At 60.6% G+C, this 24,835-nt stretch carries 19 protein-coding genes; 10 read left to right on the top strand and 9 right to left on the bottom strand.

Translation table 11 applies throughout. From position 1 onward, the window contains the following. Both J0X15_RS04685 and J0X15_RS04680 read left to right on the top strand, forming a co-directional pair. Complete coding sequence (locus J0X15_RS04685) at positions 1–2,517, top strand: branched-chain amino acid ABC transporter ATP-binding protein/permease (protein ID WP_206938602.1); 2,517 nt, start codon at positions 1–3, stop codon at positions 2,515–2,517. After that, positions 2,514–3,737 (top strand): amidohydrolase family protein, encoded by a 1,224-nt coding sequence (locus J0X15_RS04680; RefSeq protein ID WP_206938598.1) that lies wholly within the window; start codon positions 2,514–2,516, stop codon positions 3,735–3,737. The genes J0X15_RS04685 and J0X15_RS04680 overlap by 4 nt, the downstream gene beginning before the upstream one ends. 151 nt (positions 3,738–3,888) lie before the next feature. On the opposite strand, the gene J0X15_RS04675 is transcribed toward J0X15_RS04680, so the two are convergent. From J0X15_RS04675 to J0X15_RS04640, 8 genes are all read right to left on the bottom strand, one after another. After that, entirely contained in the window at positions 3,889–4,926 is a 1,038-nt protein-coding gene (locus J0X15_RS04675) for a histone deacetylase family protein (protein ID WP_231710294.1), read from the bottom strand. A 19-nt stretch (positions 4,927–4,945) separates the two neighbouring features. Continuing rightward, on the bottom strand, positions 4,946–5,911 hold the full coding sequence (locus J0X15_RS04670; protein WP_206938595.1) for an NAD(P)-dependent oxidoreductase: 966 nt from the start codon (positions 5,909–5,911) through the stop codon (positions 4,946–4,948). Further along, entirely contained in the window at positions 5,911–7,233 is a 1,323-nt protein-coding gene (locus tag J0X15_RS04665) for an ArgE/DapE family deacylase (protein WP_206938593.1), read from the bottom strand. Before J0X15_RS04665 ends, J0X15_RS04670 begins: the two co-directional genes overlap by 1 nt. After that, positions 7,230–8,879, bottom strand: a complete 1,650-nt coding sequence (locus tag J0X15_RS04660) for an ABC transporter ATP-binding protein (RefSeq protein WP_206938591.1) — start codon at positions 8,877–8,879, stop codon at positions 7,230–7,232. Before J0X15_RS04660 ends, J0X15_RS04665 begins: the two co-directional genes overlap by 4 nt. A gap of 1 nt (position 8,880) precedes the next feature. Continuing rightward, a complete protein-coding gene (locus J0X15_RS04655; RefSeq protein ID WP_206939252.1) occupies positions 8,881–9,720 on the bottom strand; it encodes an ABC transporter permease in 840 nt (279 codons plus the stop codon). Further along, positions 9,720–10,688, bottom strand: a complete 969-nt coding sequence (locus tag J0X15_RS04650; protein ID WP_206938589.1) for an ABC transporter permease — start codon at positions 10,686–10,688, stop codon at positions 9,720–9,722. The genes J0X15_RS04655 and J0X15_RS04650 overlap by 1 nt, the downstream gene beginning before the upstream one ends. 94 nt (positions 10,689–10,782) lie before the next feature. After that, positions 10,783–12,336 carry an ABC transporter substrate-binding protein gene (locus tag J0X15_RS04645; protein WP_206938588.1) on the bottom strand — a complete coding sequence of 518 codons (1,554 nt, stop codon included), beginning with the start codon at positions 12,334–12,336 and terminating at the stop codon, positions 10,783–10,785. 90 nt (positions 12,337–12,426) lie between these two features. Then, positions 12,427–13,200 carry a class II aldolase/adducin family protein gene (locus tag J0X15_RS04640; RefSeq protein WP_206938587.1) on the bottom strand — a complete coding sequence of 258 codons (774 nt, stop codon included), beginning with the start codon at positions 13,198–13,200 and terminating at the stop codon, positions 12,427–12,429. 355 nt (positions 13,201–13,555) lie between these two features. On the opposite strand from J0X15_RS04640, the gene J0X15_RS04635 reads away from it, so the two are divergent. The 3 genes from J0X15_RS04635 (at position 13,556) to J0X15_RS04625 (ending at position 16,763) form a co-directional block, all read left to right on the top strand. Further along, positions 13,556–14,251 (top strand): GntR family transcriptional regulator, encoded by a 696-nt coding sequence (locus J0X15_RS04635; RefSeq protein ID WP_206938586.1) that lies wholly within the window; start codon positions 13,556–13,558, stop codon positions 14,249–14,251. 48 nt (positions 14,252–14,299) lie between these two features. Beyond that, positions 14,300–15,217 carry a LysR family transcriptional regulator gene (locus tag J0X15_RS04630; RefSeq protein ID WP_206938585.1) on the top strand — a complete coding sequence of 306 codons (918 nt, stop codon included), beginning with the start codon at positions 14,300–14,302 and terminating at the stop codon, positions 15,215–15,217. Positions 15,218–15,341: 124 nt separating this feature from the next. After that, positions 15,342–16,763, top strand: a complete 1,422-nt coding sequence (locus J0X15_RS04625; protein WP_206938584.1) for an amidase — start codon at positions 15,342–15,344, stop codon at positions 16,761–16,763. Between the two features lie 18 nt (positions 16,764–16,781). Here J0X15_RS04625 and J0X15_RS04620 read toward each other — a convergent pair whose 3' ends face one another. Next, positions 16,782–17,594, bottom strand: coding sequence for an IclR family transcriptional regulator (locus J0X15_RS04620; protein WP_206938583.1), 813 nt, complete (start codon positions 17,592–17,594; stop codon positions 16,782–16,784). 212 nt (positions 17,595–17,806) lie between these two features. On the opposite strand from J0X15_RS04620, the gene J0X15_RS04615 reads away from it, so the two are divergent. The 5 genes from J0X15_RS04615 (at position 17,807) to J0X15_RS04595 (ending at position 24,751) form a co-directional block, all read left to right on the top strand. Next, positions 17,807–19,339 carry a M81 family metallopeptidase gene (locus tag J0X15_RS04615; protein ID WP_206938582.1) on the top strand — a complete coding sequence of 511 codons (1,533 nt, stop codon included), beginning with the start codon at positions 17,807–17,809 and terminating at the stop codon, positions 19,337–19,339. 112 nt (positions 19,340–19,451) lie between these two features. Next, positions 19,452–21,083, top strand: coding sequence for an ABC transporter substrate-binding protein (locus J0X15_RS04610; protein WP_206938581.1), 1,632 nt, complete (start codon positions 19,452–19,454; stop codon positions 21,081–21,083). A gap of 162 nt (positions 21,084–21,245) precedes the next feature. Further along, the gene (locus J0X15_RS04605; RefSeq protein WP_206938578.1) at positions 21,246–22,187 is read left to right on the top strand and encodes an ABC transporter permease; all 942 of its coding nucleotides are present in this window, start codon (positions 21,246–21,248) and stop codon (positions 22,185–22,187) included. Beyond that, a complete protein-coding gene (locus J0X15_RS04600) occupies positions 22,187–23,074 on the top strand; it encodes an ABC transporter permease (protein ID WP_206938576.1) in 888 nt (295 codons plus the stop codon). The genes J0X15_RS04605 and J0X15_RS04600 overlap by 1 nt, the downstream gene beginning before the upstream one ends. 3 nt (positions 23,075–23,077) lie before the next feature. Then, the gene (locus tag J0X15_RS04595) at positions 23,078–24,751 is read left to right on the top strand and encodes an ABC transporter ATP-binding protein (protein ID WP_206938574.1); all 1,674 of its coding nucleotides are present in this window, start codon (positions 23,078–23,080) and stop codon (positions 24,749–24,751) included. Positions 24,752–24,835 lie beyond the last annotated feature (84 nt).

The raw sequence follows: 24,835 nt of genomic DNA, 5'->3' as shown, positions 1-24,835 counted from the left end.
ATGTTAAATTTCATGTCCCGGACCGGACTTGACCTGTCCATCCTCGCGCTAACTGTCGGTGGGCTCATCCTGACGCTCGCCAGCGGCGGCTACATTCAGTTCGTCATGGGCCTGGTGGCGCTGACGACGGTGCTTTGTGTGGGGTTGAATGTGCTCTATGGACTGACCGGGCTTGTCTCGCTCGGGCAAGTCGGGTTCTTCGCCATTGGGGCCTACACCTCCGGCATTCTGTTGCTCAATGGTGTCAGCTTCTGGCTCGTGTTGCCGGCTGCCGGGTTTGTCGCCGGGGTGGCAGGGTGTCTGCTTGCCATTCCAGCCGTTCGCATGGCGGGACCTTTCCTTGCCATGGTGACCATTGCCTTCGCCTTCATCGTGGAGCACGGCGCGGTCGAATGGCGCTCGATGACCGGTGGGCAGAACGGGTTGATGGGGTTCCCCATGCCCGAGATTGGAAGCTATGTGCTGTCCGAAACGGATCTCGTTCTGTTCAGCATCTGTCTGGCCGGTCTGTCGCTCTACCTTTGTCGCCGGTTGGCGGACAGCGGCTGGGGCATGGCCATGACAGGCATCCGCGATGCGGAAATCGCGGCCTCTTCGCTCGGATACAAACCGTTTGTCGTGAAGCTGGCGGCTTTTGCCATTGCCGCTGCCATGGCAGGTCTGGCGGGCGCATTGTTCACACCGCTGATGATGTTCATTGCGCCAAGCAATTTTCCCTTCTCCCAGTCGATCCTGTTTCTCTTTGCGGTTCTGATCGGTGGGGCGGGGAGCGTGCTTGGGCCGCTGGCGGGGGCTCTGGTCACGGTGCTCCTGCCGGAGTTTCTGTCTGGTCTGGCGGAATACCGGCTGTTGTTCTTTGGCGCCTTGCTGGTGGGCGTTCTGCTCATCGCACCGCGCGGTCTTGTGGGGTCCGTCGCAGCCTACCTGCCAAAGCCCGGCCGAAAGATCCTGCCCAAGTCGGCTGCTGATATTGAAACGCTGCTTGCCGGTTACCCGAAGCCTGACAAACTTGAAATTGAAAATCTGGGCATTTCCTTTGGCGGGGTGCGGGCAGTCGATTCCGTCAGCCTGTCGCTGCCTGCCGGCGCTGTCACCTCCATCATTGGACCGAATGGCGCGGGCAAGACGACAATCCTCAATATGATCAGCGGCTTTTACAAGCCGACAGATGGCAACATTCTTCTGTCCGGAAAAGCCCTTTCGGGATTGCCGGCTTTTGAGGCGGCGCGATCCGGTATCGCGCGCACCTACCAGACGACGAAACTGTTCGAAAACATGAGCGTCGTCGCCAATGTTATCTCCGGCCTGTCCAGGGGGCGTCTCGGCCAGCCCCTGGCGAAGGTGGAATCAGCTGAGAACCTCGCACTGGCCGCAGGGCTGCTGCGGTATTGCGGCTATATGGGAGACTTTGACAAGCGTGCCGGTGACCTGCCGCATGTTGATCGCCGCCTTGTCGAGATCGCCCGCGCACTGGCCATGAAACCCGGTGTTCTCTTGCTGGATGAGCCGGCCGCAGGGCTGATGCGTGCGGACAAGGATCAGCTGGCAGTCATCCTCCGCAAGATCGCGGATCTCGGACTGGCGGTGGTGTTGGTCGAGCATGACATGGAGCTTGTCATGGGGATTTCCGACCGGATTCAGGCCGTCGATGCCGGAAAACCGATCGCCTTTGGCACCCCTGCGGAAATTCAGGCAAACGAAACCGTTATTGCTGCCTACCTGGGCGACGGCTCAGCGCCGGCGTTGCCGCGCAAGGGCCAGCTTGAGACCGTGCAAACGCCGGTTCTGTCGACCTTGAAACTGACGGCCGGATATGGTGCCGCCCCGGTCTTGAAAGATGTGTCCGTCAAGGTTCGTCCAGGGGAAATGGTTGCTCTATTGGGGGCAAACGGGGCGGGCAAGTCGACGTTTCTGTCGGCCCTGTCCGGCCTGCATCGCCCAGTAGAGGGAAGCATCATTCTCAACGACGACCCGGTTCATACGCTTGCGCCTCATGACCTGGTCGGACGCGGACTGGTTCTGGTGCCCGAAGGGCGTCAGGTGTTCCCGGAGTTGACCGTTCTCGAAAACATCGAGCTGGGCGCCTACAAGCGTCGGAAAGCCATGTCGGGGGATGAAATCGATGCGCTGCTGGCGCGCTTTCCCAGACTGAAGGATCGGCTGCACAGCCGGGCAGGGCTCCTGTCAGGTGGCGAGCAGCAGATGATGGCGATTGCCCGTGGTCTCATGGGACGTCCAAGTGTGCTGTTACTGGACGAGCCCTCGCTTGGCCTTGCACCTGCGATGATCAACGAACTCTATGCGATCCTTGGTGAACTGCGCGATGACGGGATCACGATCCTGCTGGTCGATCAGATGGCCTCGCTGGCGCTCTCGGTGGCCGACTATGGCTACGTTCTGGAACAGGGGCGCATCGTCATGGAGGGACCGGCGAAAGATCTGATCGCGGATGAGCGGTTGACCGCAGCCTACCTGGGCGGTGGCGAGACTGCCGACAGGCGGGAGGCCGTTCAATGACCGATCTGATCATTCGCAATGTCAGGGTTGCTGAATTTGACGGGCTTATCGACCTGGCCATCAAGGCGGGCCGGATCGAGGCTATGGGGCCGGGCCTGGCTGCAGATGGACCCGAGCGGGACGCTGAGGGCGCTCTGCTTGTGGCGGGTTTCGTGGAAAGCCATATCCATCTCGACAAGGCCTGCATTCTGGATCGTTGCCATAACGAGACGGGCACGCTGGAAGGGGCCATTGCCTCTGTCGGTGCCGCCAAGAAAAGCTTTACCGCCGAAGACGTCTATGCGCGCGGCAAGCGGGTGCTTGAAAAGGCAATCGTCCAGGGCACCAACGCCATGCGTACCCACGTCGAAATAGACCCGGGCATTGGGCTTGCCGGGTTCGATGCGGTTGTGAAACTGAAACACGATTTTGCCTGGGCTGTTGATCTGCAAATTTGCGTTTTCCCGCAGGAGGGTTTGACCAACTATCCCGGAACGCAGACGCTTTTGGAAGAGGCCCTGCAGAAAGGCGCCGACCTGCTTGGGGGATGCCCCTATGTGGACAGCGATCCGCACGCCCAGATCGCCATTCTATTCGATATGGCAAAGGCCCATGACGTGGATCTGGATTTTCATCTGGACTTCGACCTGGACCCAACCTGGCGGCATCTGGACGAAATCGCCCGGCAGACGGTGTCACATGGGTGGCAAGGCCGGGTGGCCATTGGCCATGTGACGAAGTTGTCGGCCCTGCCGCGCGCCGCACTGATGGACACCGTGGCCCTTCTCAAGCATGCGGGAATTGCCCTGACCGTGCTCCCGGCAACGGATCTCTTCCTGATGGGACGCGGTGAGGATCACCTTGTGCCGCGTGGGGTTGCTCCAGCGCACGTCTTTCACGAACATGGCGTGTGTTGCACCGTCTCCACCAACAATGTGCTGAACCCTTTCACACCGTATGGTGATTGCTCGCTGTCGCGCATAGCCAACCTCTATGCCAATGTTCATCAGCTCAGCGGCGCCAGCGCGTTGCAAGCCTGCTTTGACATGGTGACGGAGGCGCCCAGACGATTGATCAATCAGTCCAACCGGATCGCCGTCGGCGAGGCGGCGACCTTCGTCGCCCTGCCTGCCCGTGACGGAGTGCAGGTTGTCTCGGAGATCGCCCGACCGCTGTGGGGCTTCAAGGACGGCCGGATGACGTTTGAACAGGCCGCGGCTCAGCTTTTTGAGCCTGTGTAAGCCGAGGTGTGATTGGTGCGCCAAGCTGCGACTTGGGCCGGATACCCCTAAGCCTCCCGAAATGCCAAGAACGCCGGCGGGGGTCCGGCCGGCGTTCTGAGAGGTTGGGTGCGGGACCGGCCTTAGCCCGAAGCCTGGCAAACGAGGGGTGTCAGCCGGTCTTTAGCAGCTCATCCCGGCAGGTGGTGAGGAAGACTTCTGCGTTGTTCTGCAAGGAAGGACCGAGGTAGCCGCCTTCCTGGATCAGTGCGGTCGGCAGATCCATGGCGACGATTTCGCGGGCCATGGTGGCGAAACCCTCTCCGGTCATGCCGACGACCGAGAGCGGGTCATCCTCGGCCATGTCGAACCCCAGCGAGATCACCAGTGCGTCGGCACCGAAGTTCTGAATGGCTTTCACGCCTTCGCGGAAGCGGGTCAGGATGGCCTCGACACCATCACCGGGTTGCAGCGTCAGGTTGAGGGTGGCGCCTTGGCCGGCACCTTCCCCGGTTTCATCCGCGTAGCCGAGGTAATAGGTTGGATAGACGTCCGGATCGACATGCAGCGAGCAGACGAAAACGTCGGCGCGATCATAGAAGATATCCATCGTGCCGTTGCCGGTGTGGGTGTCGATGTCGAACACCGCGACCTTGCCATAAGACTTGCGCAGCTCCTGGGCGGCAACGGCGGCATTGTTGAAGATGCAGAAGCCGTTGGCGCCATTCGACAACGCGTGGTGACCGGGCGGTCGGCACAGGCCGTAGACCATGCGCTCGCCGCCGACAACGCGGTTGGCGGCCTCGATCGCCGTCTGGGCCGACCAGTAGATCGCCTCGTAGGTGTTTTCTGTGAGCGGCACGGAGGTGTCTGTCGCCCACCAGCCGAGCTGGCCGTAGATCGACGACGAGGGGCGACCGGCGCGGCGTCCGGGATGATAGGTCGGAATGGCTTCCGCGTCGCCGGCTTCGGCGCGCCAGCGGGCATGGGCATCCTTCCAGAAGTCGACATAGGCCGGATCATGCACCGCCTTGATCGGCTCGACGCCGTAATCCGACGGTGTGTCGATGGCAAAGCCGTTCTTCACCAGCATGTCGCGGATGAGAATGGCGCGTTCCGGCTGCTCGGGATGGGGGATATAGGCCCCACGGCGGAAATAGCGTTCCGGGTTGTGCTTTAGCTGACGCTCGTCAAAAATCGCTTTCATCATCTGTCTTTCCAGGCCGGGCTCAGTAGCCGCGGCGCTTGTCCACTGTGTGGGCGGGTGTTTCGCCTCGGGCAACGGAGCAGGCGGCTTCGGTCACCTGGGTCGCCATCAGGGCACGCGACGAATCGCTGGCCTGATGCGGGGTCACAAGAATACGCGGGTCACGCCACCAGGGATGGTCTTCGGCCAGCGGCTCGACATGGAAGACATCCAGCGACGCGCCGGCCAGCTGGCCACTGTCAAGGGCGGCATCCAGATCGGCATCGACCAGATGGCGCCCGCGGCCAAGCTGGATCAGCACCGCGCCCTTGGGCATGACGTCAAACAGTTGGCGGTTGAGAATACCTTCGGTGGCTTCGGTCAGCGGCAGCACGTTGATCAGGGCGCTGGATCGGGCCGCTACGCGCTGGATCGAGCCTTCGCCGGTTTCAAACGTTACCCCGGCGGGTGCCGGGTCAGATGGCGCGCTGCGCACGGCTGCCACCACCGGAAAGCCCATGGCAGCAACGGCTGTGCCGATTGCTTTGCCCATCAGGCCGTAGCCGAGAATGCCGACCGTATAGTCCTTCGGGCTTGGGGCCCGGTCGAAGTTCTGATGTTCCCAGACGCCCTTGGCCTGACGGTCGAGATAGAACCCCATGTTGCGGTGATGCCAGATCACGTGCCAGGCGGCGAACCCGGCCATCAGGTCGGCCTGGTTGTCGTCCTGCACCCGTGTCACATGCACGTGGTCGGGCAGGCTGGGGCAGGTGACGATACTGTCGACGCCGGCGGCGATGGAACAGGCCAGCTGCACATTTGGGAATGCGTCGAAGGCATCGGCGGTCGGCAGCCAGGTGACGGCAAAGGTGATCTTTGACGGATCTTCAATGTCCTTCGGCAGACGAATGCGCACGCGATCGGCAAACGGGGCGAAGTGATGGGCGTAGATCTCCTGCAGGTCATAGACACCGCTGAGATAGACGCCCTCAACTGGGGCATCTCGCATCACTTGGCGTCTCCGGCCTCGATTTTCTCAAGTCCACACCAGCTGGCAATGAACAGCGCAATGGCGCCTGTCACCCGCTTGATCGAGGACAGGCTGACCCGCTCGTCAAAGCCGTGAATGCTCTCGGTGACCGGGCCATAGACCAGACACGGCATATCGGCATAGATGACGAAGACACGGGCATCGAGATAGCCTGGTGTCACGAAGCTGGTCAGCTCCTTGTTGGTGGCGCGGCGATGGGCGACGGCCAGGGCTTTTTCAGCCTCGGTGTTTTCTTCCAGCACATAGCCCCGGGCGAAGAAGCCGTTCCAGGTGATTTGCGGTGGCCGATTGCCGAGGAAGCTGTCACCGGCCAGATCCTTGGCCAGATGCTCCTCGATCTGCTTGGCCCGGTCCTTCGGGTCGTCGCCGGGGTAGATGGCGATGCGGCACTGCATCTTGCACCAGGCAGGTACAGAGGAGGCCCAGTCGCCGCCTTCGATCTGCCCGACGTTGAAGTTGATCGGATGCTCCAGCTCTTCGAAGTAGCGGTGGTTGACCTTCTCGGCGTTCCACTCTTCGGTCATCTGCTTCAGGCTTTCGATCACCCGAAAGCTGGCTTCGATGGCGTTGGCGCCGGTGCCTGCTTCGCGCACATGCACCGGGTGGCCGGATACCATGACTTCAAACCACAGAACGCCGCAGTTGGCGCGCACCAGCTGCTCGTCTTCCGGCTCGGGGATGATGGCAGCATCGGCGGTATAGCCTTCCACCAGACAGGCGAGCGCCCCGTTGCCTGTGCACTCTTCTTCCACCACCGACTGGATGTGAACCTTTGCTGCCGGCTGGTAGCCGATACGCTTCAGGGCTTCGAGGGCGAAGATGTTGGCGGCAATGCCGGCTTTCATGTCGCCACCGCCACGGCCGTAGAGCCAGTCTCCAACCACCTTGGGCTCATAGGGGGGAGAGACCTCCCACATGTCGTGCGGGCCTTCCGGCACCACATCCATATGGCCGTTGAGGATCAGCGACTTTCCCTTGATCTCTCGCGGGGTGTGGGTGGCGATGACGTTGAGCGCGTCGGAGTAATCGACGTTGACCGGCGAAAAGCCCGGATGATCGTGGATCTTCTCCACGTCGACGACGAAACTCTCGACCGGATAGCCGCGCTTTTTCAGGTCGTCTGCAAGCCATTCCTGCGCTGGGCGTTCCTTGCCGCGCAGGGAGGGGAAGCGGATCATGTCGGAGGTGAAATCGATCTGCTCAGAAAAGCCATCCTCGACGGATTGCAGGATGGCCTTGTTCAGCTCCTCGGAGAGAAGCGACGATGGGGTGTCTGTCATGATGCGGCTTCCAGTTCCCGCTGTCGGCCTGGAATGGCCTCGATGAGCGAGCGGGTGTAGTCCTGTTTCGGGGCGTTGAAGATTTCGTCGGCGGTGCCAAGCTCGACCAGCTCGCCGCGTTGCATCACGGCGATACGGTCGCAGATCTGGGCTGCGACACGCAGATCGTGGGTGATGAACACCAGGGAGAGGTTGAGCTTCTTCTTGAGGTCATCGAGCAGGTCGAGAACCTGGGCCTGGATTGAGACATCGAGCGCCGAGACAGCCTCGTCGGCGATGATGATTTTCGGTTCCAGTGCGAGAGCCCTGGCAATGCCGATGCGTTGGCGCTGGCCGCCTGAGAACTCGTGCGGATAGCGGTCAATGGCGGACGGGTCGAGACCAACCAGTTCGAGAAGCTCCGCCGCCCGCGCATAGGCCTGCTTTGACGGTGTGCCGTGAGCAATGGGGCCTTCGGCAATAATACGGCCGACCTTGGAGCGCGGGTTGAGCGAGGCGAAGGGGTCCTGAAAGATCATCTGGATCGACTTGCGGGCGGTCCGCAGCTTTTCACCGGACAGATGTGCCATATCCTCGCCATCCAGCAGGACAGAGCCGGCATCCGGGTTCTGCAGACGCACCAGACAGCGACCGACGCTGGATTTACCCGATCCGCTTTCGCCGACAACCCCAAGAGTTTCACCTGTGCCAAGCTTGAAGGAAATATCCTTCACCGCATGGACGATGCGCTCCGGGCCGCCGAAGAACCCACCGCCGGAACGATACGACTTGGTCAGGCCGATAACCTCCAGCGCGGGGGCGGTTTCAATCGGTGCAGAGGCGTCGCCGGTGTGAAGTGTCGGGATGGCAGCAATCAGCTTGCGGGTATAGTCGTGGGTCGGATGGTCGAGAACTTCTTTGGCCGTGCCTTCCTCGACGATCTTGCCGAATTGCATCACCGCCACCCGGTCGGCGATTTCCGCCACCACGCCGAAGTCATGGGTGATGAACATCACCGCCATGCCGTGGCGCTTCTGAAGATCTGCGATCAGATGAAGGATCTGGGCCTGTGTGGTGACGTCGAGCGCCGTTGTCGGCTCATCGGCAATCAGCACGTCGGGTTCAAGGGCGAGCGCCATGGCAATCACCACACGCTGGCGCTGGCCGCCGGAGAGCTGGAACGGATAGGCCCGAGCTGCTTTTTCCGGCTCGGGGATACCGACTTCCGTCAACAGTTCGATTGCGCGCTTCTTGCGTTCCGACGGGGTCAGCAGGCCATGGGCCTCGTAGACTTCCGCGATCTGGTCATCGATCCGCATCAGAGGATTGAGCGCAGACATCGGTTCCTGAAAGATCATCGCGACGCGCTTGCCGCGCAGATCCAGCAGCTGGGTTTCGCTCAAGGTCAGCAGATCAATGCCGTCAAACAGGATCGATCCGCCTGTGGGGCTCACCAGATCCGGCAGAAGCCCCATCATGGCGTTGGCCGACATGGATTTGCCCGAGCCGCTTTCCCCGACGATGCAGAGGATTTCTCCGGCGTTCAGATGGAAGGAAATGCCGTCGACCGCATAGGGGCGATCAGCGCCTTCCGGCAGGGAGATCTGCAGGTCGGTGATGGTTACGACAGGCGTCGGAGCAGAGGCAGAGGAAACAGGATCGGTCATCTTATTTCCCCTTGCGGCTGAGGCGTGGGTTGAGGGCATCGTTCAGGCCTTCTCCAATGAGATTGAGCGACAGAACGGTGAGCACGATGGCCAGTCCCGGCAGGAACGACAGCCACCAGGCCTGACGGATCACGGTGCGTGCCGCGCCAATCATGTACCCCCAGGACATCATGTTGGGATCGCCCAACCCGAGGAAGGAGAGCGAGCTTTCCAGCAGGATCGCAGTGGCAACCATCAGGGAGGCAAGCACGATGATCGGCGACAGGGTGTTGGGCAGGATCTGACGCCAGATGATGGTGCTGGTCTTCTGGCCGGAGAGAACCGCCGCCTCGACGTATTCCCGCGAGCGCAGGGAAAGAACCTCGCCGCGCACCAGTCGGGCGACCGGTGGCCAGCTGACGATGGCGATGGCGGCAATGATGGACATCACGCTGGGCTCGAAGATGGCGACCAGCACGATGGCCAGCGCAAAGCTTGGCACGGTCTGGAAGAACTCGGTGAAGCGCATCAGACTGTCATCAATCCAGCCACCGAAATAACCGGCGAAGGCGCCGAGCGGAATGCCTATGGCCAGAGACACCACGGTGGAGACCAGGCCGATCAACAGGGACACCTGGGCGCCATAGGCGAGACCGGCGATGACATTGCGGCCCAGCGCATCGGTACCCAGCGGATACTGACCCATGTCGAAGGGCGGCAGGAAAGGACGCTGCACCATCTTCCACGGCGATTGCGGAAACAGCAGGGGTGCAAAGAGGGCGATGAGGATCACGGCCAGCAGAAGCACCAGTCCGATCACGGCGCCACGGTTGCGGCGGAAACGTTGCCAGAAGTCTTTCATCACGAGGCCCGAATTCTCGGATCGACGACCCGGTAAAGGATATCGGTGATCAGGTTGAACAGAAGCACCATGGCGGCGGAGACGAAGAACACGCCGAGCAGGACGTTGTAGTCGCGCTGGGCGAGAGCCTCGAACATCAGGCGGCCGATGCCGGGCCAGGCGAAGACGGTCTCCGTCAGCACGGCGCCACCGACGAGCTGGCCGGCCTGCAGACCGGCGAGGGTCAGGACGGGCAGCATGGCGTTGCGGAAGATGTGACGGCGCTGGATGACGCTCTTCTTCAGCCCCTTGGCGCGGGCGGTCTTGACGAAATCAAGCGTCGAGACTTCCAGCATGGACGCGCGGGTCATGCGCATGTAGACCGCCATGAAGAACAGGCCGAGGGTTGTGGCCGGCAGTACCAGATGCTTGGCGATGTCGAGCACCCGGGCAAAGCCCTCATAATTGCCGCCGACTGTCTCGTAGCCGAAGCCGGGGAGCCAGTTGAACTGGACGGAAAACAGCAGCACGGCCATCAGCGCGACCCAATAAAGCGGGGTGGCGTAAAACAGCAAGGCGGTGGTGGAGATCAGCGTGTCGGACCATTTGCCGACGCGGGCCGAGGCCATCACACCGGCTAATGTGCCGAAGACGATGGAGATGACGAAAGCGGTCCCGGTGAGCAGCAGGGTTGCGGGCAAGCGCGCACCGATCAGCTCGGCGACCGGCATCTGCTGGCGATAGGAAAAGCCGAGGTCCAGCTGCACCACGCCAACGAGATAGAGCCAGAGCTGGGTCAGCAGTGGCTGGTCGAGCCCGAATTGTTCGCGCAATTGCTGCAGGAAGAGCTCATCCGCGGCCCCGGCCTCGCCGGCCATCACGGCGGCTGGATCGCCGGGGGCGGCGTGGATGAGGAAGAAGTTCAGGGTCACGATCGCGATCAGGATAATCGCGGCCTTGACCAGTCGAAGGGCGATAAAGCGCAGCATCCGTCCTCTGGTGCCTCTTTAAGGGCTTATGTCTTGGATGTAGACCGCGCGGACCCTGGAATGAGTCCGCGCGGTCTTGAAGAGGCGGAATGCCTTATTTTTCTTCGATGTAAGCGTCGCGGAAGCCGTCGTTGATGCCGATGGCAGTCGTGACGAGGTCCTTGACGTTACAGCGGTAGATGGTCGGGAAGCCGAGTTCCAGAAGCCATGCCACCGGCACGTCGTCTGTGAGGATCTGCTGGGCTTCGGTGTAGAGCGTCTGGCGCTCTTCCTTGGTCACAGCCACAGCAGCCTTGTCGAAGAGTTCATCGACCTTGGCGTTTTCGTAGCCTTCAACGTTATTCCAGGGCGAGCCCTTGCCGATGTTGGACGAAATGTAGGTCCGCGCAACGCCGAGTGCCGGATCACCGTACTGGTAGAGGTAGGTGAAGGCCATGTCGTAATCCCACTCGGAGATCTTCTGGTTCCAACCGGCAACATCGGAGGCAACCATTTCGACTTTGATGCCGACCTCTTCGAGGTTCTGCTTGATGGCTTCAGCCCAGCGCTGCCAGGTTTCACCGTAGGGCAGGGGCAGCAGACGCACGGGTGTTCCGTCGTAGCCCATTTCCGCCAGCAGTTCCTTCGCTTTTTCCGGATTGTAATCATACTTGTTGATGTCGTCGGAATAGAAGCGCGTGGAGGATGAAACCGGCGACTGCGCAACCTTGCCGAGGCCGTTCCACAGGGCATCCTTGGCGAATTCGCGGTCCATGGCGTACATGACAGCCTGACGGAAGCGCTTGTCGGCGGTCGGTCCTTCGCGGTTGTTCAGCCACATCCACGACAGCGGACCGATGAATTCCCAGCCTTTGTCGGTGACGCAGGAGTTGTCCATTGCCGTCAGGCGGGAAACATCGAAGTTCTCGACAGAGCCGCCTGGCAGGATGTCGATGACACCGGTTTCATAGGCAACGGCGCGAGATGCCGCATCCGGGATCACATGCCAATAGATCTCATCGAGATACGGCAGACCATCGATGTAATAATCTTCGTTCTTGGTCAGCAGGATGTGGGATCCCTTGACCCACTCGACGAACTTGAATGGACCGGTGCCGATAGGATGGTTGTTGGCCGGGTTGGTCTTGTAATCCGTACCTTCATAGATGTGCTTTGGAACGATCGGCATGGTGCCGCCTTCAAAGACGCCGATGAACGGACCGAAGGGTTCTTTCAGTTTGAATACGACCGTGTTCGCGTCCGGCGCGGTGATGGATTCCACATGCTCCAGTGTCGAGCGCAGGCGGGTGTGTGTCTCGCGCAGGAAAACGTCGGCGGAGAACACCACGTCGTCGGCGGAGAACGCTTCGCCGTCGTGCCACTTGACGTTGTCGAACAGGTGGAACGTGTAGGTCAGGCCATCCTCAGAGATTTCCCAGGACTTGGCGAGCTGGGGCAGGGGCTCCAGGTTCTCGTCATAGCGCAGAAGGCTCTCGTAGATGTTGCCGGCGACCATCTGGGTCGGTCCGTTCTGAACCAGACCCAGCATCAGGCTGGGCGGTTCCGGCTGGATGACGACGTTTGCACGTCCACCGGCGATCGGATCGGCATAGGCCGTTCCGGCAGCTACGATCAGTGTCGCAGCCAGGGCAGTCAGTCTCTTCAGCATACTCGAATTCCCCTCGGGTTTTCGGCGGTCGGACTTTTGTCTCTGTTCCCGCCGGAGCTGATGGTTGTCTGGGTTTGGTCTCTCCGGGTCTTAGTTGACGAGGTCCGGATAGTGCTTGATGGCCAGGCGCTGGAAAGCGTCCCACTGTGGATCCGGCTTGTTGCCGGAATGCTGTTTGTCCCAGCCTTCGTATTGTTTGGCGGTCTTCTCGGCCAATTCAGGATCAATCTTCTTGGGCGTGCCGCCAGAAGACATGATGGCCAGCTGTGCCTTGCAGGCACGCTCCATGTTGAACATCAGGGAAAAGGCTTCGCCAACCGTGCGGCCGCAAGTCAGGAGACCGTGGTTGCGCAAGATCATGACCTTGTTGTCGCCGAGGTCGTTGACGAGACGTTCACGCTCGGCCAGGTCGAGTGCAATTCCCTCGTAGTCATGAAAAGCCATGCGGTTGTGAAACTGCAGGGACCATTGGTTGAGCGGCAGGATGCCTTCCTCCATCGAGGAAATGGCAACGCCGGCGACCGTGTGAGTGTGAAGGACGCACTTGATTTCCGGTCGGGCGGCATGAACGGCAGAGTGAATGGTGAACCCTGCCTTGTTGATGCCCGCACCATGGGTGTCGCGCAGGATGTTGCCGTCGATGTCGACCGTGGCCAGGCTGGAGGCGGTCACTTCGTCGAAGCGCAGGCCGTAGGGGTTAATCAGGAAAGCATGCTCGCCTTCGTCGTCAGGAGCTTTGGCCGAGATGTGGGTGAAGATGCTGTCGTCCATGTTGAAGTGGGCGATCAGCCGATAGGCAGCAGCCAGCTCGATTCGTTCTTTCGGCTGTTCTGAGGAGGTCGGGATCGCGGAGATCTGGGTCATGGAAGCGCCTTGCGGTTTCAAACATCGTGTGTGCGGTGGGCAGGTCGAATACCAATTCCTGGACGCGCTATTCACAATCGGCAAACAGCCAGTGTTCAGCGGTGCGATGCTCGCCTGCCGTTGGGTGTTAGGCAAACATGACAGGAGGCTTGTGTCAATTGTCGACAAAATTCATTTTTTAAGCAATTCTGTGCTACCGCAATGCGGGAAGATCACAACCTGCTCCGGATATGAGCAGGCGGATGCCGCGAAAGCGGTCGAGTTTGTCGGTCGGGTGCGAAGCAAAAAAGCGTGCCCGAAAATGAAATGGCGTCGGATGAGGAGAATTTGTTCGACGGACTGGCATGAGAAGATGATGAGCAACTCACATGGGGTGAACGGGGCGGGGGTCTTCAAGGCTCTGGAAGCAACGGACCTGGTGCAGCAAATCGCCCGACAGATCGCTGAAGCGATTGTTCAGGGCAAATTGAAGCCAGGGGAACGGCTGACGGAACTGCGACTTTCCAAGGAGTTCGGAACCAGTCGGGCGCCGGTGCGCGAGGCAGCCAGGCTGCTGGAGAGCCAGGGCCTTGTGGTGTCACAGCCGCGCCGCGGTTTTTTTGTGCGTACGCTTTCGTCCAGGGATCTCTACGACATCTACGAATTGCGATTGGGGCTCGAAATCCATGGGGCCTTGCTGGCTCTGGATCGAATCGGCGAACGGGAAATCGATATGCTCAAGCGTCAGGTCGAGAAGCTGTATCAGCTGGCCGATCAGGGGTTTGGTGAGGAGCAGATCGCCGAGGATTACACCTTCCACCGGATGCTTTGTGCCTTCTCCGGCAATGCCCGGCTGCTGAAGGTCTATGATGATATCGCCATCGACATGCGGGCCGGAATTACGCTGATCGGTCAGCTTTATGACGACCCCCACAAGATCGCTCAAACCCACGAGCCCATTCTCGAAGCCTTGGAGCGCGGCGATCCGATGCAGTTGACGGCAGCTCTACGCTTCCACATTGGTGTCGCGCGCGATCATGTCGTGCCGCTGTTTGCCGACATAGAGACCTGAACCGAGCTTGAGGCGACGAACATCTGACCCGTAAAGCCCTGGGGTATCATGCAGATTCAAGCGATCACCTATTTCAACGAGCTGGTGAAATGCCGCTCGATCCGTCAGGCGGCGCAGAACCTCGGGGTCTCTGCCACGGCCATTTCGCGGCAGCTGGACAATCTTGAGTATTATTTCGGCGCTCCGCTGATGGAGCGGGGCGCGCGGGGTATTGAGCTGACGGCGGCAGGCGAAGTGGTTGCAGAGCATCTGCACAGCGCCAACCGCTCCTTCGGTCAGGCAAAGCAATTCATCGATGATCTGCGCGGGTTGCGACGTGGTGAAGTGTGCGTCCACGTCAATGGTGCTGCCAGCGGCTCGGTTCTGGCCCATGCTGTGGCCAGTTTTGCCCGTGACTATCCAGCCGTGCGCCTGACCATCGTCGAAAGCTCCGCGCGCGATGGATTGATGGCAGTGGCGCGGGGGGATGCGGATCTGTCGCTGACCATGTTCTCCCCCGATGACGTACGGGTGAATGCAAGGGTTCAGGTGCCACTGGCCTATCGCGCCATCATGGCGCCGGACCATCCTCTGGCCGCGCTGAAGCAGGTTGGGCTGGAGGACCTGGCAAGTGTGCCGCTGACCTTGCCCGACCGCTCCTACTCTTTGCGTCAGGCGCTGGAAACCCGGCTGAAGCGGGCAGGCATGGCCCCTGCCGACGTGGCGTTCACGACCGCCTCCATGACTGTGCAAAAGGAGCTGGCCCGGCTTGGGGCGACGCTTCTCATCCTGCCGGAGCTTTCGGTCGTGCGCGATCTGGAATTGGGGCAGCTGGTGGCACGGCCTCTGGCGCCGGATGCCCGCGTCGATACCCAGTTGCAGCTCAGCCTGCCGCAGGACACGTCGTTGAGTTTTGCGGCTGAAAGGTTTTCCCGCCATTTGGCGTTGCTGCTGCTTTCCGACTTTCAAGGAGTTTCCTTGCGTTAGAACTTTAGTGCTCCGCTTTTCGCAACGCTGCGTGTTCATGATTTGAATTGTTTGAGCATCGGGTTCTCGTGCAGCTTCTCAGCCAGAAGAGTGAACCTCGACCGGCAGATGAAGGAATTGGGCGATGGCATTGGTGGATGCAGTGACGAGTGAAATTGGCGACGAGGCCCTTCTGGATCTTCCGGCGGTTGATATTCTGGCCCGCTTTCAAGACGGTAGCCTGTCGCCGGTCGACTATATGACCGCCCTGATTTCCCGGGTTGAGCGGCGCGAGCCAAAGGTCTGTGCGCTTTGGGATTTTCGGCCTGAAGACTCGCTTGCTGCAGCCCGCTTGTCGGAAAGCCGTTGGCAGAAGGGCGCGCCACTGGGGCCTCTCGATGGTATGCCGGTCAGCCTGAAAGAGCTGCTGGCCACCAAGGGGGATCCGATCCCCAATGGCACGGCGGCTTCTGACATGATTCCGGCCACGGAAGACGCTCCCGCGTCGGCGCGTCTGCGTGAGGACGGGGCGATCTTCTTTGCCAAAACCACCTGTCCGGACTTCGGCATGTTGAGTTCCGGACTCTCCACTTTCCACAAGCTCAGCCGCAATCCGTGGGACTTGTCGACCAATCCGGGTGGCTCCAGTGCAGGGGCCGGATCAGCTGGTGCGGCGGGCTATGGTCCGCTGCATATCGGTACGGATATCGGTGGATCCGTGCGACTTCCCGCTGGTTGGACAGGCCTGTTCGGCTTCAAGGCGACCCAGGGACGGGTTCCCGCCTATCCCTATTATCCAGGCCGTTGCATCGGCCCGATGACGCGCACGGTCGAGGACAGCGTGCTGTTGATGAAAAGCCTGTCTCGGCCCGATTGGCGCGATGCGACCTCGCTGCCGCCGATGGCGGAAAGCTGGGATGTGGCGCCAATGGACCTCAAGGGCAAGCGCGTCGGCCTGATGCTGGATGCGGGTTGCGGATTGGACGTCGATGCGGATGTGCGCGACGCGGTCGCCGAGGCGGCCCGCTGGTTCGAGGCGCAGGGGGCGGAGATCATCGAGATCAACGGACTTCTGACCCGCACCATGCTGGATGGGCTGGATGACTTCTGGCGGGCGCGCTTCTGGACCACGATGGTGAGCTTTGATGCAGAGCGCCGTGCCAAGGTGCTGCCTTACATTCTGGAATGGGCATCGGCTGCGGCTGATCTGTCCGGGGCACGGGTTTCTGCCGGCTTTGACCAGATGTTGGCCATTCGTCAGGCTGCGGCGGAAGCACTTTGCGGGGTCGATCTGTTACTGTCACCGGTCAATCCGATCGTCAGCTATCCCGCAGAACTGCCGTCGCCGACCAATGATCCGGCCAGGCCGTTCGAGCATATCGCCTTCACCATGCCCTTTAACATGGGCGACCAGCCGGCCTGCTCGATCAATTGCGGATTCTCGCAGAGTGGCATGCCGATCGGTTTGCAGATCGTCGCGCCACGCTTTGCCGATACGGCGGTCCTTGCTGCAGCCCTTGCTTATGAACAGGCTCGTGGTCCGATCACCAACTGGCCGGAGATTTGAGCCAATGCGGGCGTCTCCTCAGGCCCGGCTGACAGTTCGGGCGGCCTGGATGATCAGGGGAGCGAACTGCTTCTCAAACTCTTCAGGAGACCATTCCGCCAGCGAGGCTGCCAGATGAATGGCGGCAACCGGCCTGCGGTTGGCATCAAGGATGGCGGCCGCCATGGCGATCTCGCCGCTGAGGATTTGCTCGTGGGCAACCGCGTAACCTTTCTCCCGGGCCTTGGCGATTTCTCGCTTCAGCTGCTTGATGTCGGTGATGGTCTTGGGCGTGCACTGCGTCCGGTCGGAGCGGGTCAGCAGGGCGTCTGCCTCCGCATCGGTGAGGTGGGCGAGGATCGCCCAGCCGCCGGATGTGCAAAAAAGCGGCACCTTGTGACCGATGAGGGTGGAGGACAGGATTTCTCGTTTGCTTTGCAGGCGCGACGCATAGACCAGCCGCAGATCGTCCCACAGGCTGAGGTCGATCCGTTCGCGCGCCATGCGGCGCAGTTCCAGCAGCACCGGAGCGGCTTTTACCACGACCGGATTAAGCCGCTGAAAATCAAGGGTGTGATCAAGGATTCTGAGGCCGGGAACATATCCGCGGTCATCCGGATCCCGGTCGACATAGCCCATGGCCCGCAGGGTGAAGACCATTCGTTGGACAGCCGAGCGGCCAACGCCGCTAATAGTGGCAATTTCCTGAAGCGTCAGCGGTTTGTCAGTCTGATGGAAGGCCGAAAGAACCTGCATCGCACGGCCCAGGGACTGTACGTAAAGGGGGTCTTTCTCTGCTTCTGGCAGATCGGGTCGGTTGCTCTGCAGAGAGCGCAAAAACTTTGGGCTCATTTTGCCTTCAATTGCATCGGTTTGGAGATTGACCGGAGGCGGCCTTCGTCGCTAGCATTAAAACAGATACAAGTGTATTGCAATGCGATACTTAATGGCAAATTTGCCGGGATGGTGCCGTCAGGCCATGGGCCGACAGCGCCAATTCCATCACCGGCCATTCAGGACAGGTCGGCTGATCGCATGACGATTGAATCTGGAAGGGGCAAGCCATGACAAAGAATGTGGCCATTGCGGGTTTTCTGCACGAAACGAACACCTTCGCCCCGTCACCCGCCACGTATGAGCGGTTTCTGGAGGGCGGCGGTCACATGCCGTTGAGCCGTGGCGATGAAATTCTGCGACGCTGTCCGGGCATCAACATCGGTGCCGCCGGAGCCGTGGCTTACGGCGAGGCTGCCGGATGGAACCTGGTGCCGCTGCTGTGGACCGTGGCCATCCCCTCGGCACATGTCACCCGGGAGGCCTTCGAGACCATTCTCGATGAGCTGATCGACCGGCTGAAGACTGCCGGCCCACTGGATGGCGTCTACGTCGATCTGCATGGCGCCATGGTCTGTGAGCATCATGACGATGGCGAAGGCGAAATCCTGGCGCGCATTCGTGCGGCTGTCGGCAAGGATGTGCCTGTCGCCGCAACCCTGGACCTGCACGGCAATGTCACCCGGCAGATGGTCGATGAGGCCGATGTTCTGGTCGCCTATCGCACCTATCCGCATGTCGATATGGCCGAAAGCGGGCGTCGCACCGCTGTGCAACTCGACAAGCTGATGGCCCGAGGCGCGCCCTTTGCCAAGGCATTCCGCCAGCTGCCATTCCTGATCCCGATTCCGTGGCAGTCGACGGACATCGAGCCGGCGCGCAGCCTGTATGATCTGGTTGCCAGAACCGAGGCCGGGCAGGTGACGTCGACATCATTCCTGATGGGCTTTCCGGCTGCCGATTTTGCCGATTGCTCGCCCTGCGTTCTGGCCTATGGCGAGACGTCTGAGGCCGCGGAAGCTGCCGCGGACGATATCTGCGCCGAAATTCTCTACCGCGAGTGTGATTTCAACGGTGAGGCGCATGAGCCTGCCGCCTGCATCGCGCTGGCACAGTCTCTGGCGGAAACCGCCAGCAGGCCGGTGGTGATTGCCGATACCCAGGACAATCCGGGTGCCGGCGGCGATTCCAACACGGCCGGCATTCTGAAGGCGCTGGTTGAAGCCAATGCGCAAAAGGCCGCGCTCGGTCTGATGGTCGATCCGGATGCAGCGGCGAAAGTCCATGCAGCGGGCGAGGGGGTAACTGTTACCCTCAGCCTTGGCGGTAAATCCGGTGTGGCTGGCGACGAGGTCTATACCGCAGACTTTGTGGTCGAGAAGCTGTCGGATGGCCAGTTCACCGCAACCGGGCCTTTCTTCGGCGCGACCCATATGGATCTCGGGCCATCGGCCTGCGTGCGGATCGGCGGTGTTCGGGTGGTTCTTGCCAGTCGCAAGGTGCAGCTGGCGGATCAGTCGATGTATCGCTTTGTTGGCATTGAACCGACCGAGCAGGCCATTTTGGTCAACAAAAGCTCCGTCCACTTCCGCGCCGACTTCACGCCGATCGCGGAAACCATTCTGGTGTGCAAGTCGCCAGGACCGATGGCGTTGAACGCTGAGGATCTGCCTTTCAAGAATTTGCGTGAAAACATCCGGCTGTCGCCTTGCGGGCCAGTGTTCTCACCGCCGAAATTGGAGACTGCTGCAGCAGGCTTCTGAGCCAGGTCGGGACGGGGCCTTGAACGCTCCGAACCGTTATCAACCGGCCGACAACAGGCCGGACTGCTTAAAAAACGAAAGCATCACCTTAACCAGACGGGATATTGTGAAAATGTTGAGTTTCAAAGAGGGTCTCCTTGACAAGACCGCCCGCTCACGCGGCGCTTCCACGCTGCGCGCGGGCCTTATCGCAGGCGCCTTGCTGAGCGGCACAGGCCTGGCGACTAGCGCTCAGGCTGAAGAAAAGGTCATCACGGCTGTCATGCACTCCGGCCTGCGGGTGATCGATCCGGTGATCACCACGGCGCATATCGTGCGAAACCACGCCTACATGCTTTATGATGTGCTGATTGCGGTGGACGAGAACTTCACTCCGCAGCCGCAGATGGCCAGCTGGGCGGTCTCCGACGACAAGCTGACCTATACCTTCACACTGCGCGACGGTCTGCTGTTCCATGACGGCGCCGCTGTCACTGCTGCCGATGCCGAAGCGTCACTGAAGCGCTGGGGCGTCAAGGATTCCGGTGGTCAGTTGATCTTCGACGTGACTGACACTCTGACGGCTACAGACGAAAAGACCCTGGTCTGGACGTTGAAAGAGCCGTACCCGCCGCTCATCGACACGCTGGCCAAACAGTCGGCTCTGCCGCCGTTCATCATGCCGGCCAGTGTAGCGGCCACACCGGCAACGGAATCCATCTCGTCCTTCATCGGCTCTGGTCCGTTCAAGTTCGTTGAAGATGAGTATCAGCCGGGCGTCAGCGTCACCTACGAAAAGTTCGACGAATATGTGCCGCGTGAAGAGCCAGCCAGCTGGATGGCCGGCGGCAAGGTGGTCTATGTCGACAAGGTCAAGTGGGTGACCATGCCGGACAGCCAGACTTCCATCAACGCGCTGCTCTCCGGCGAAGTTGATTACATGGAGCAGGTTCCGGTGGATCTTCTGCCCATCCTGGAGTCCTCGGACGAAGTCGTCTCCGAACTGCGCGATCCGCTTGGATATCAGTCAATCGGCCGGATGAACTTCCTCTATCCTCCGTTCGATGACGTCAAGATCCGCAAGGCGGCGATGATGGCCATCAGCCAGCAGGACATCATGGGTACGCTGGTCGGCAACCCGGACTACTACAAGATCTGTGGTGCAGTGTTTGGTTGCGGCACGCCGCTGGAAGACGAAACCGGCGCGGAAACCCTGATCAACGGCGGCGATGTCGAAGCGGCCAAGAAGCTTCTGGCTGAAAGCGACTACGATGGCACTCCGGTTGTTTTGATGCAGCCGACAGACGTTCCTTCCATCTCGGCTCAGCCGATTGTGGCGGCACAGGCCCTGCGCGATGCCGGCTTCACTGTCGACATGCAGCCGATGGATTGGCAGACACTTGTTGGCCGTCGTGCCAGCCAGTCCAAGCCTTCTGAAGGTGGCTGGAACATCTTCTTCACCAACTGGGGCGTACCGGAAATCAACTCTCCGCTGATCAACCCGATGCTCAACGGCCGTGGCAATGATGCCTGGTTCGGATGGCCGACGGATGATGCTCTGGAAGCCCTGCGCAAGGACTTCATCAAGGCGGAAACCCTGGACGAACAGGTGGCGGTTGCCAAGCAGATCCAGGCGCATGCCATGGATGTGGTCAACTACATTCCTGTCGGCCAGTATCTGGTGCCGCAGGCTCGCTCGACCAAGATCGTCGACATGCTTCCTTCGCCTGTTCCGGTGTTCTGGAACGTCAAGAAGGAAGACTAAGTCTCCGCTTTCTCCCCTTTGACGGAGACTTGAAGAAAGGCGCCGGGGCGTTGCGCAGCCTCAATGTCCCGGCGGCTTCTTTCCTTCCCCCTGGGATGGGGGAAGGGAACCGAACCACCTGACGTCCTTGCAACGATCTGAACCATAGGGGCCGGCCAGCCGATGCTTGGCTATATCTTGAAACGACTGCTCGCGGTGGTGCCTGTCATCACCTTTGTGGCCATCTTCGTCTTCCTTCTTCTGCGGCTGACACCGGGTGATCCGGCTGCCATTCTTGCAGGCGATGCGGCGACACCGGCTCAGCTTGAGAAAATCCGAACCTCGCTGGGGCTCAATGACCCGCTTCTTGTGCAGTTCGGCACCTGGATCGGTCAGCTGTTTCGCGGCGATCTCGGCATCTCGCTGATTTCCAACATCCCCGTTTCCGATATGGTCGGGCAGCGCATCTGGCCGACGATCAACATCGCCCTGATGACGATCATTCTTTCCGTCCTTCTGGCGGTTCCCATGGGGGTGATTGCCGCCTGGAAACACCGGACCTGGGCTGACTATGCGGTGATGAGCTTTTCTGTTCTGGGCTTTTCCGTACCGGTGTTCGTCATCGGGTACATCTTCATTCAGGTCTTCTCCATCGAGCTTCGCTGGCTGCCGGTGCAAGGCTACACGCCACCGACCGAGGACTTCGGCAAGTTCCTCTCCAAGGCCATCCTGCCGTGTCTGACACTGGCGACCATCTATGTGGCGCTGATTGCGCGCATGACCCGCGCCAGCATGCTGGAAGTGCTGGGTGAGGATTACGTGCGCACCGCCCGCGCGAAGGGAGTCAGCGAGACGCTGGTGCTGTTCCGCCACGCCCTGCGCAATGCGGCTGTTCCCATCCTGACCATTATCGGCACCGGCTTTGCCCTGCTGATTTCCGGCGTGGTGGTGACGGAGAGCGTCTTCAACATACCTGGCATTGGCCGGTTGACCGTGGATGCCATTCTGGCGCGCGACTATCCGGTCATCCAGGCGATGATCCTGCTCACCAGCGCCATTTATGTCTTCATCAATCTGATGATCGACGTCGCCTACAGCATTATTGACCCGAGGATCCGGTACTGATGTCTGCTGCCAACGCTCCTGTTTCCCGGCTGCAGCCCGTTCTCGGGTTGCTGTCGCTGCCATTGCGCCTGCGCAAGCTGGGCGGCGGACCGATGATTGCGGCCATCGTGCTGATCATCATTGTCATCGCCGCAGCACTTGCCCCGCTGTATATTCCTCATGATCCACTCGCGATCAACGCGATCTATCGCTTGAAGGGCCCGAGCGAGATGTTCCTGCTGGGAACCGATGCCTATGGCCGTGATCTGTTCTCCCGTGTGGTGATGGGCGGTCGTGTCTCGCTCTTCATCGGGGTGGGGGCTGCCGTCGTCAGCGTCTCGCTCGGTCTTGCCATTGGCCTTGTCTCCGGCTTCTTCCGGGTTGCCGACAGCATCATTATGCGGATCATGGACAGCCTGATGGCGATCCCGTCGATCCTGCTGGCGATTGCGCTTGTGGCGTTGAATGGCCCGAGCCTTTGGTCGGTAATTGCCGCCATCACCCTGCCGGAGATCCCGCGTGTTGTCCGGCTGGTGCGCTCCGTGGTGCTGACGGTTCGCGAAGAGCCCTATGTCGAGGCTGCCGTTGCGCTTGGGTCTTCCATGCCGAAGATCCTCTGGCAGCACCTGATGCCCAACACGCTAGCGCCGCTAACCGTGCAAGGCACCTATATTTGCGCCTCCGCCATTCTGACCGAGGCCATCCTCTCGTTCCTGGGTGCCGGCGTCAGCACCGAAATCCCGACCTGGGGTAACATCATGGCCGAGGGCCGGCTTTACTTCCAGATCAAGCCATCGCTGATCTTCTGGCCCGGCCTGATGCTTTCGCTCTGCATTCTTTCCATCAACCTTCTGGGCGACACGGCGCGCGATCTGCTCGACCCGCGTCTGCGCAAGCGGGAGGCCTGAGCCATGCTCTTCAAGACCAAAACCTTTGAGGATGCACCGGTCGTTCTCTCCATCGAGGATCTGACGGTCCGTCTCAGCGGCAACACCACCGCCAAGCCGGTGCTTGACAAGATCTCGTTCCAGATACGCGCTGGCGAGACCGTCTGCCTGGTGGGCGAGAGCGGGTCGGGCAAGTCTGTCACGTCGCTGGCCGCCATGGGGCTGTTACCGAAGGGCGCGCTTGAGGTGTCTGGCGGACGAATTCTGCTGGGCGAGACCAATCTGCTGGATCTGAATGCCTCGCAAATGCGCGACAAGCGGGCAAAATCCCTGTCGATGGTGTTTCAGGAGCCGATGACGGCTCTCAACCCGGTGATGCGGGTGGGGGAACAGATCGAGGAAGTTCTCGACACCCACTCCAGAGTGTCGAAGCGGGAGAAGAAGCAACGCGTTCTCGATATCATGGAGCAGGTGCATCTGCCCGATGTGGAGCGTGTCTACCGCTCCTATCCGCACCAGCTTTCCGGTGGTCAGCGTCAGCGCATCATGATCGCCATGGCTTTGATCCTGGAGCCGCAGTTGCTGATTGCCGATGAGCCGACCACGGCTCTGGATGTGACCACCCAGAGGCAGATCCTGGCGTTGATTGCCGAGCTGCAGGAGAAGCACGGCACGGCGGTGCTGTTCATCACACACGACATGGGTGTGGTGGCGGAGATTGCCGACACGGTTCAGGTGATGAACCATGGCATTTTGGTCGAGCGTGCGCCGGTGGAGACGCTGCTGCGCTCGCCGCAGGAGGATTACACCAAGCGTCTGTTGCGCGCCGTGCCCAGCCTGGTTCCGCGACAGGAGCGCACCGACAAACCGCCGAAAGGTGGACCGGCTCTTTCCGTCCGGGATCTCGACAAGGCCTATGGATCTTCCGGCTGGTTGGTCAACCGGGCACCGACGCAGGCGGCCAAGGACGTCAATTTCGATATTCCGATGGGTCGGACGCTCGGCATCGTCGGCGAAAGCGGCTCGGGCAAGTCGACTGTCGCCCGCTGTATCATGCGACTGATCGATCCCAGCGACGGATCGATCAAGGTGGCAGGGGCTGAAATCGCCAAGCTGACACGCTCTGAAATGCGCCCCTATCGCAAGCACATCCAGATCGTTTTTCAGGATCCCTTCCGCTCGCTCAACCCCCGTTGGACCGTTGGGCAAAGTCTGATCGAAGGCCCGCTCAATCTGGGACAGGACAAGACGTCGGCGATGAAACGTGCGCGCGAGTTGATGGAGCTTGTCGGACTGCCGGAAGATGCGGTCGACCGCTATCCGCATCAGTTCTCCGGCGGACAGCGTCAGCGGATCGCCATTGCGCGGGCCATTGCCATGGAGCCGGATGTGTTGGTCGCCGATGAGGCGGTCTCGGCGCTGGATGTGTCGGTGCAGGATCAGGTGCTGAAGCTGCTGGATGAGCTGCAGAAGAAACTCGGCATCGCCATCTTGTTCATCACCCACGATCTGCGCGTTGCAGCCCAGATATGTGACGAGGTTGTCGTCATGCAGAAGGGCCGGGTGGTTGAGCACGGCAAGGCGGCATCGGTGCTGGGGGCGCCGAAGCATTCCTACACCCGCGCGCTGATCGAAGCCGCTCCCGGCCGCTCATGGGACTTTGCCAATTTCAAGGAGCTGCCAACAGTGGCAGCGTAGTAAAACGTGACCGTGGTCATTTTTGACCCGCGGCGCTTATCTAAAATTGACCATGGTTAAATCTCAAGACCACGGTCGCTCGAC

The sequence above is a fragment of the Roseibium limicola genome (genome assembly GCF_017313085.1).
Taxonomy (GTDB): domain Bacteria; phylum Pseudomonadota; class Alphaproteobacteria; order Rhizobiales; family Stappiaceae; genus Roseibium; species Roseibium limicola.
The sequence above is the reverse complement of the archived record's forward strand: the minus strand, read 5'-3'. Positions and strand labels throughout refer to the sequence as shown.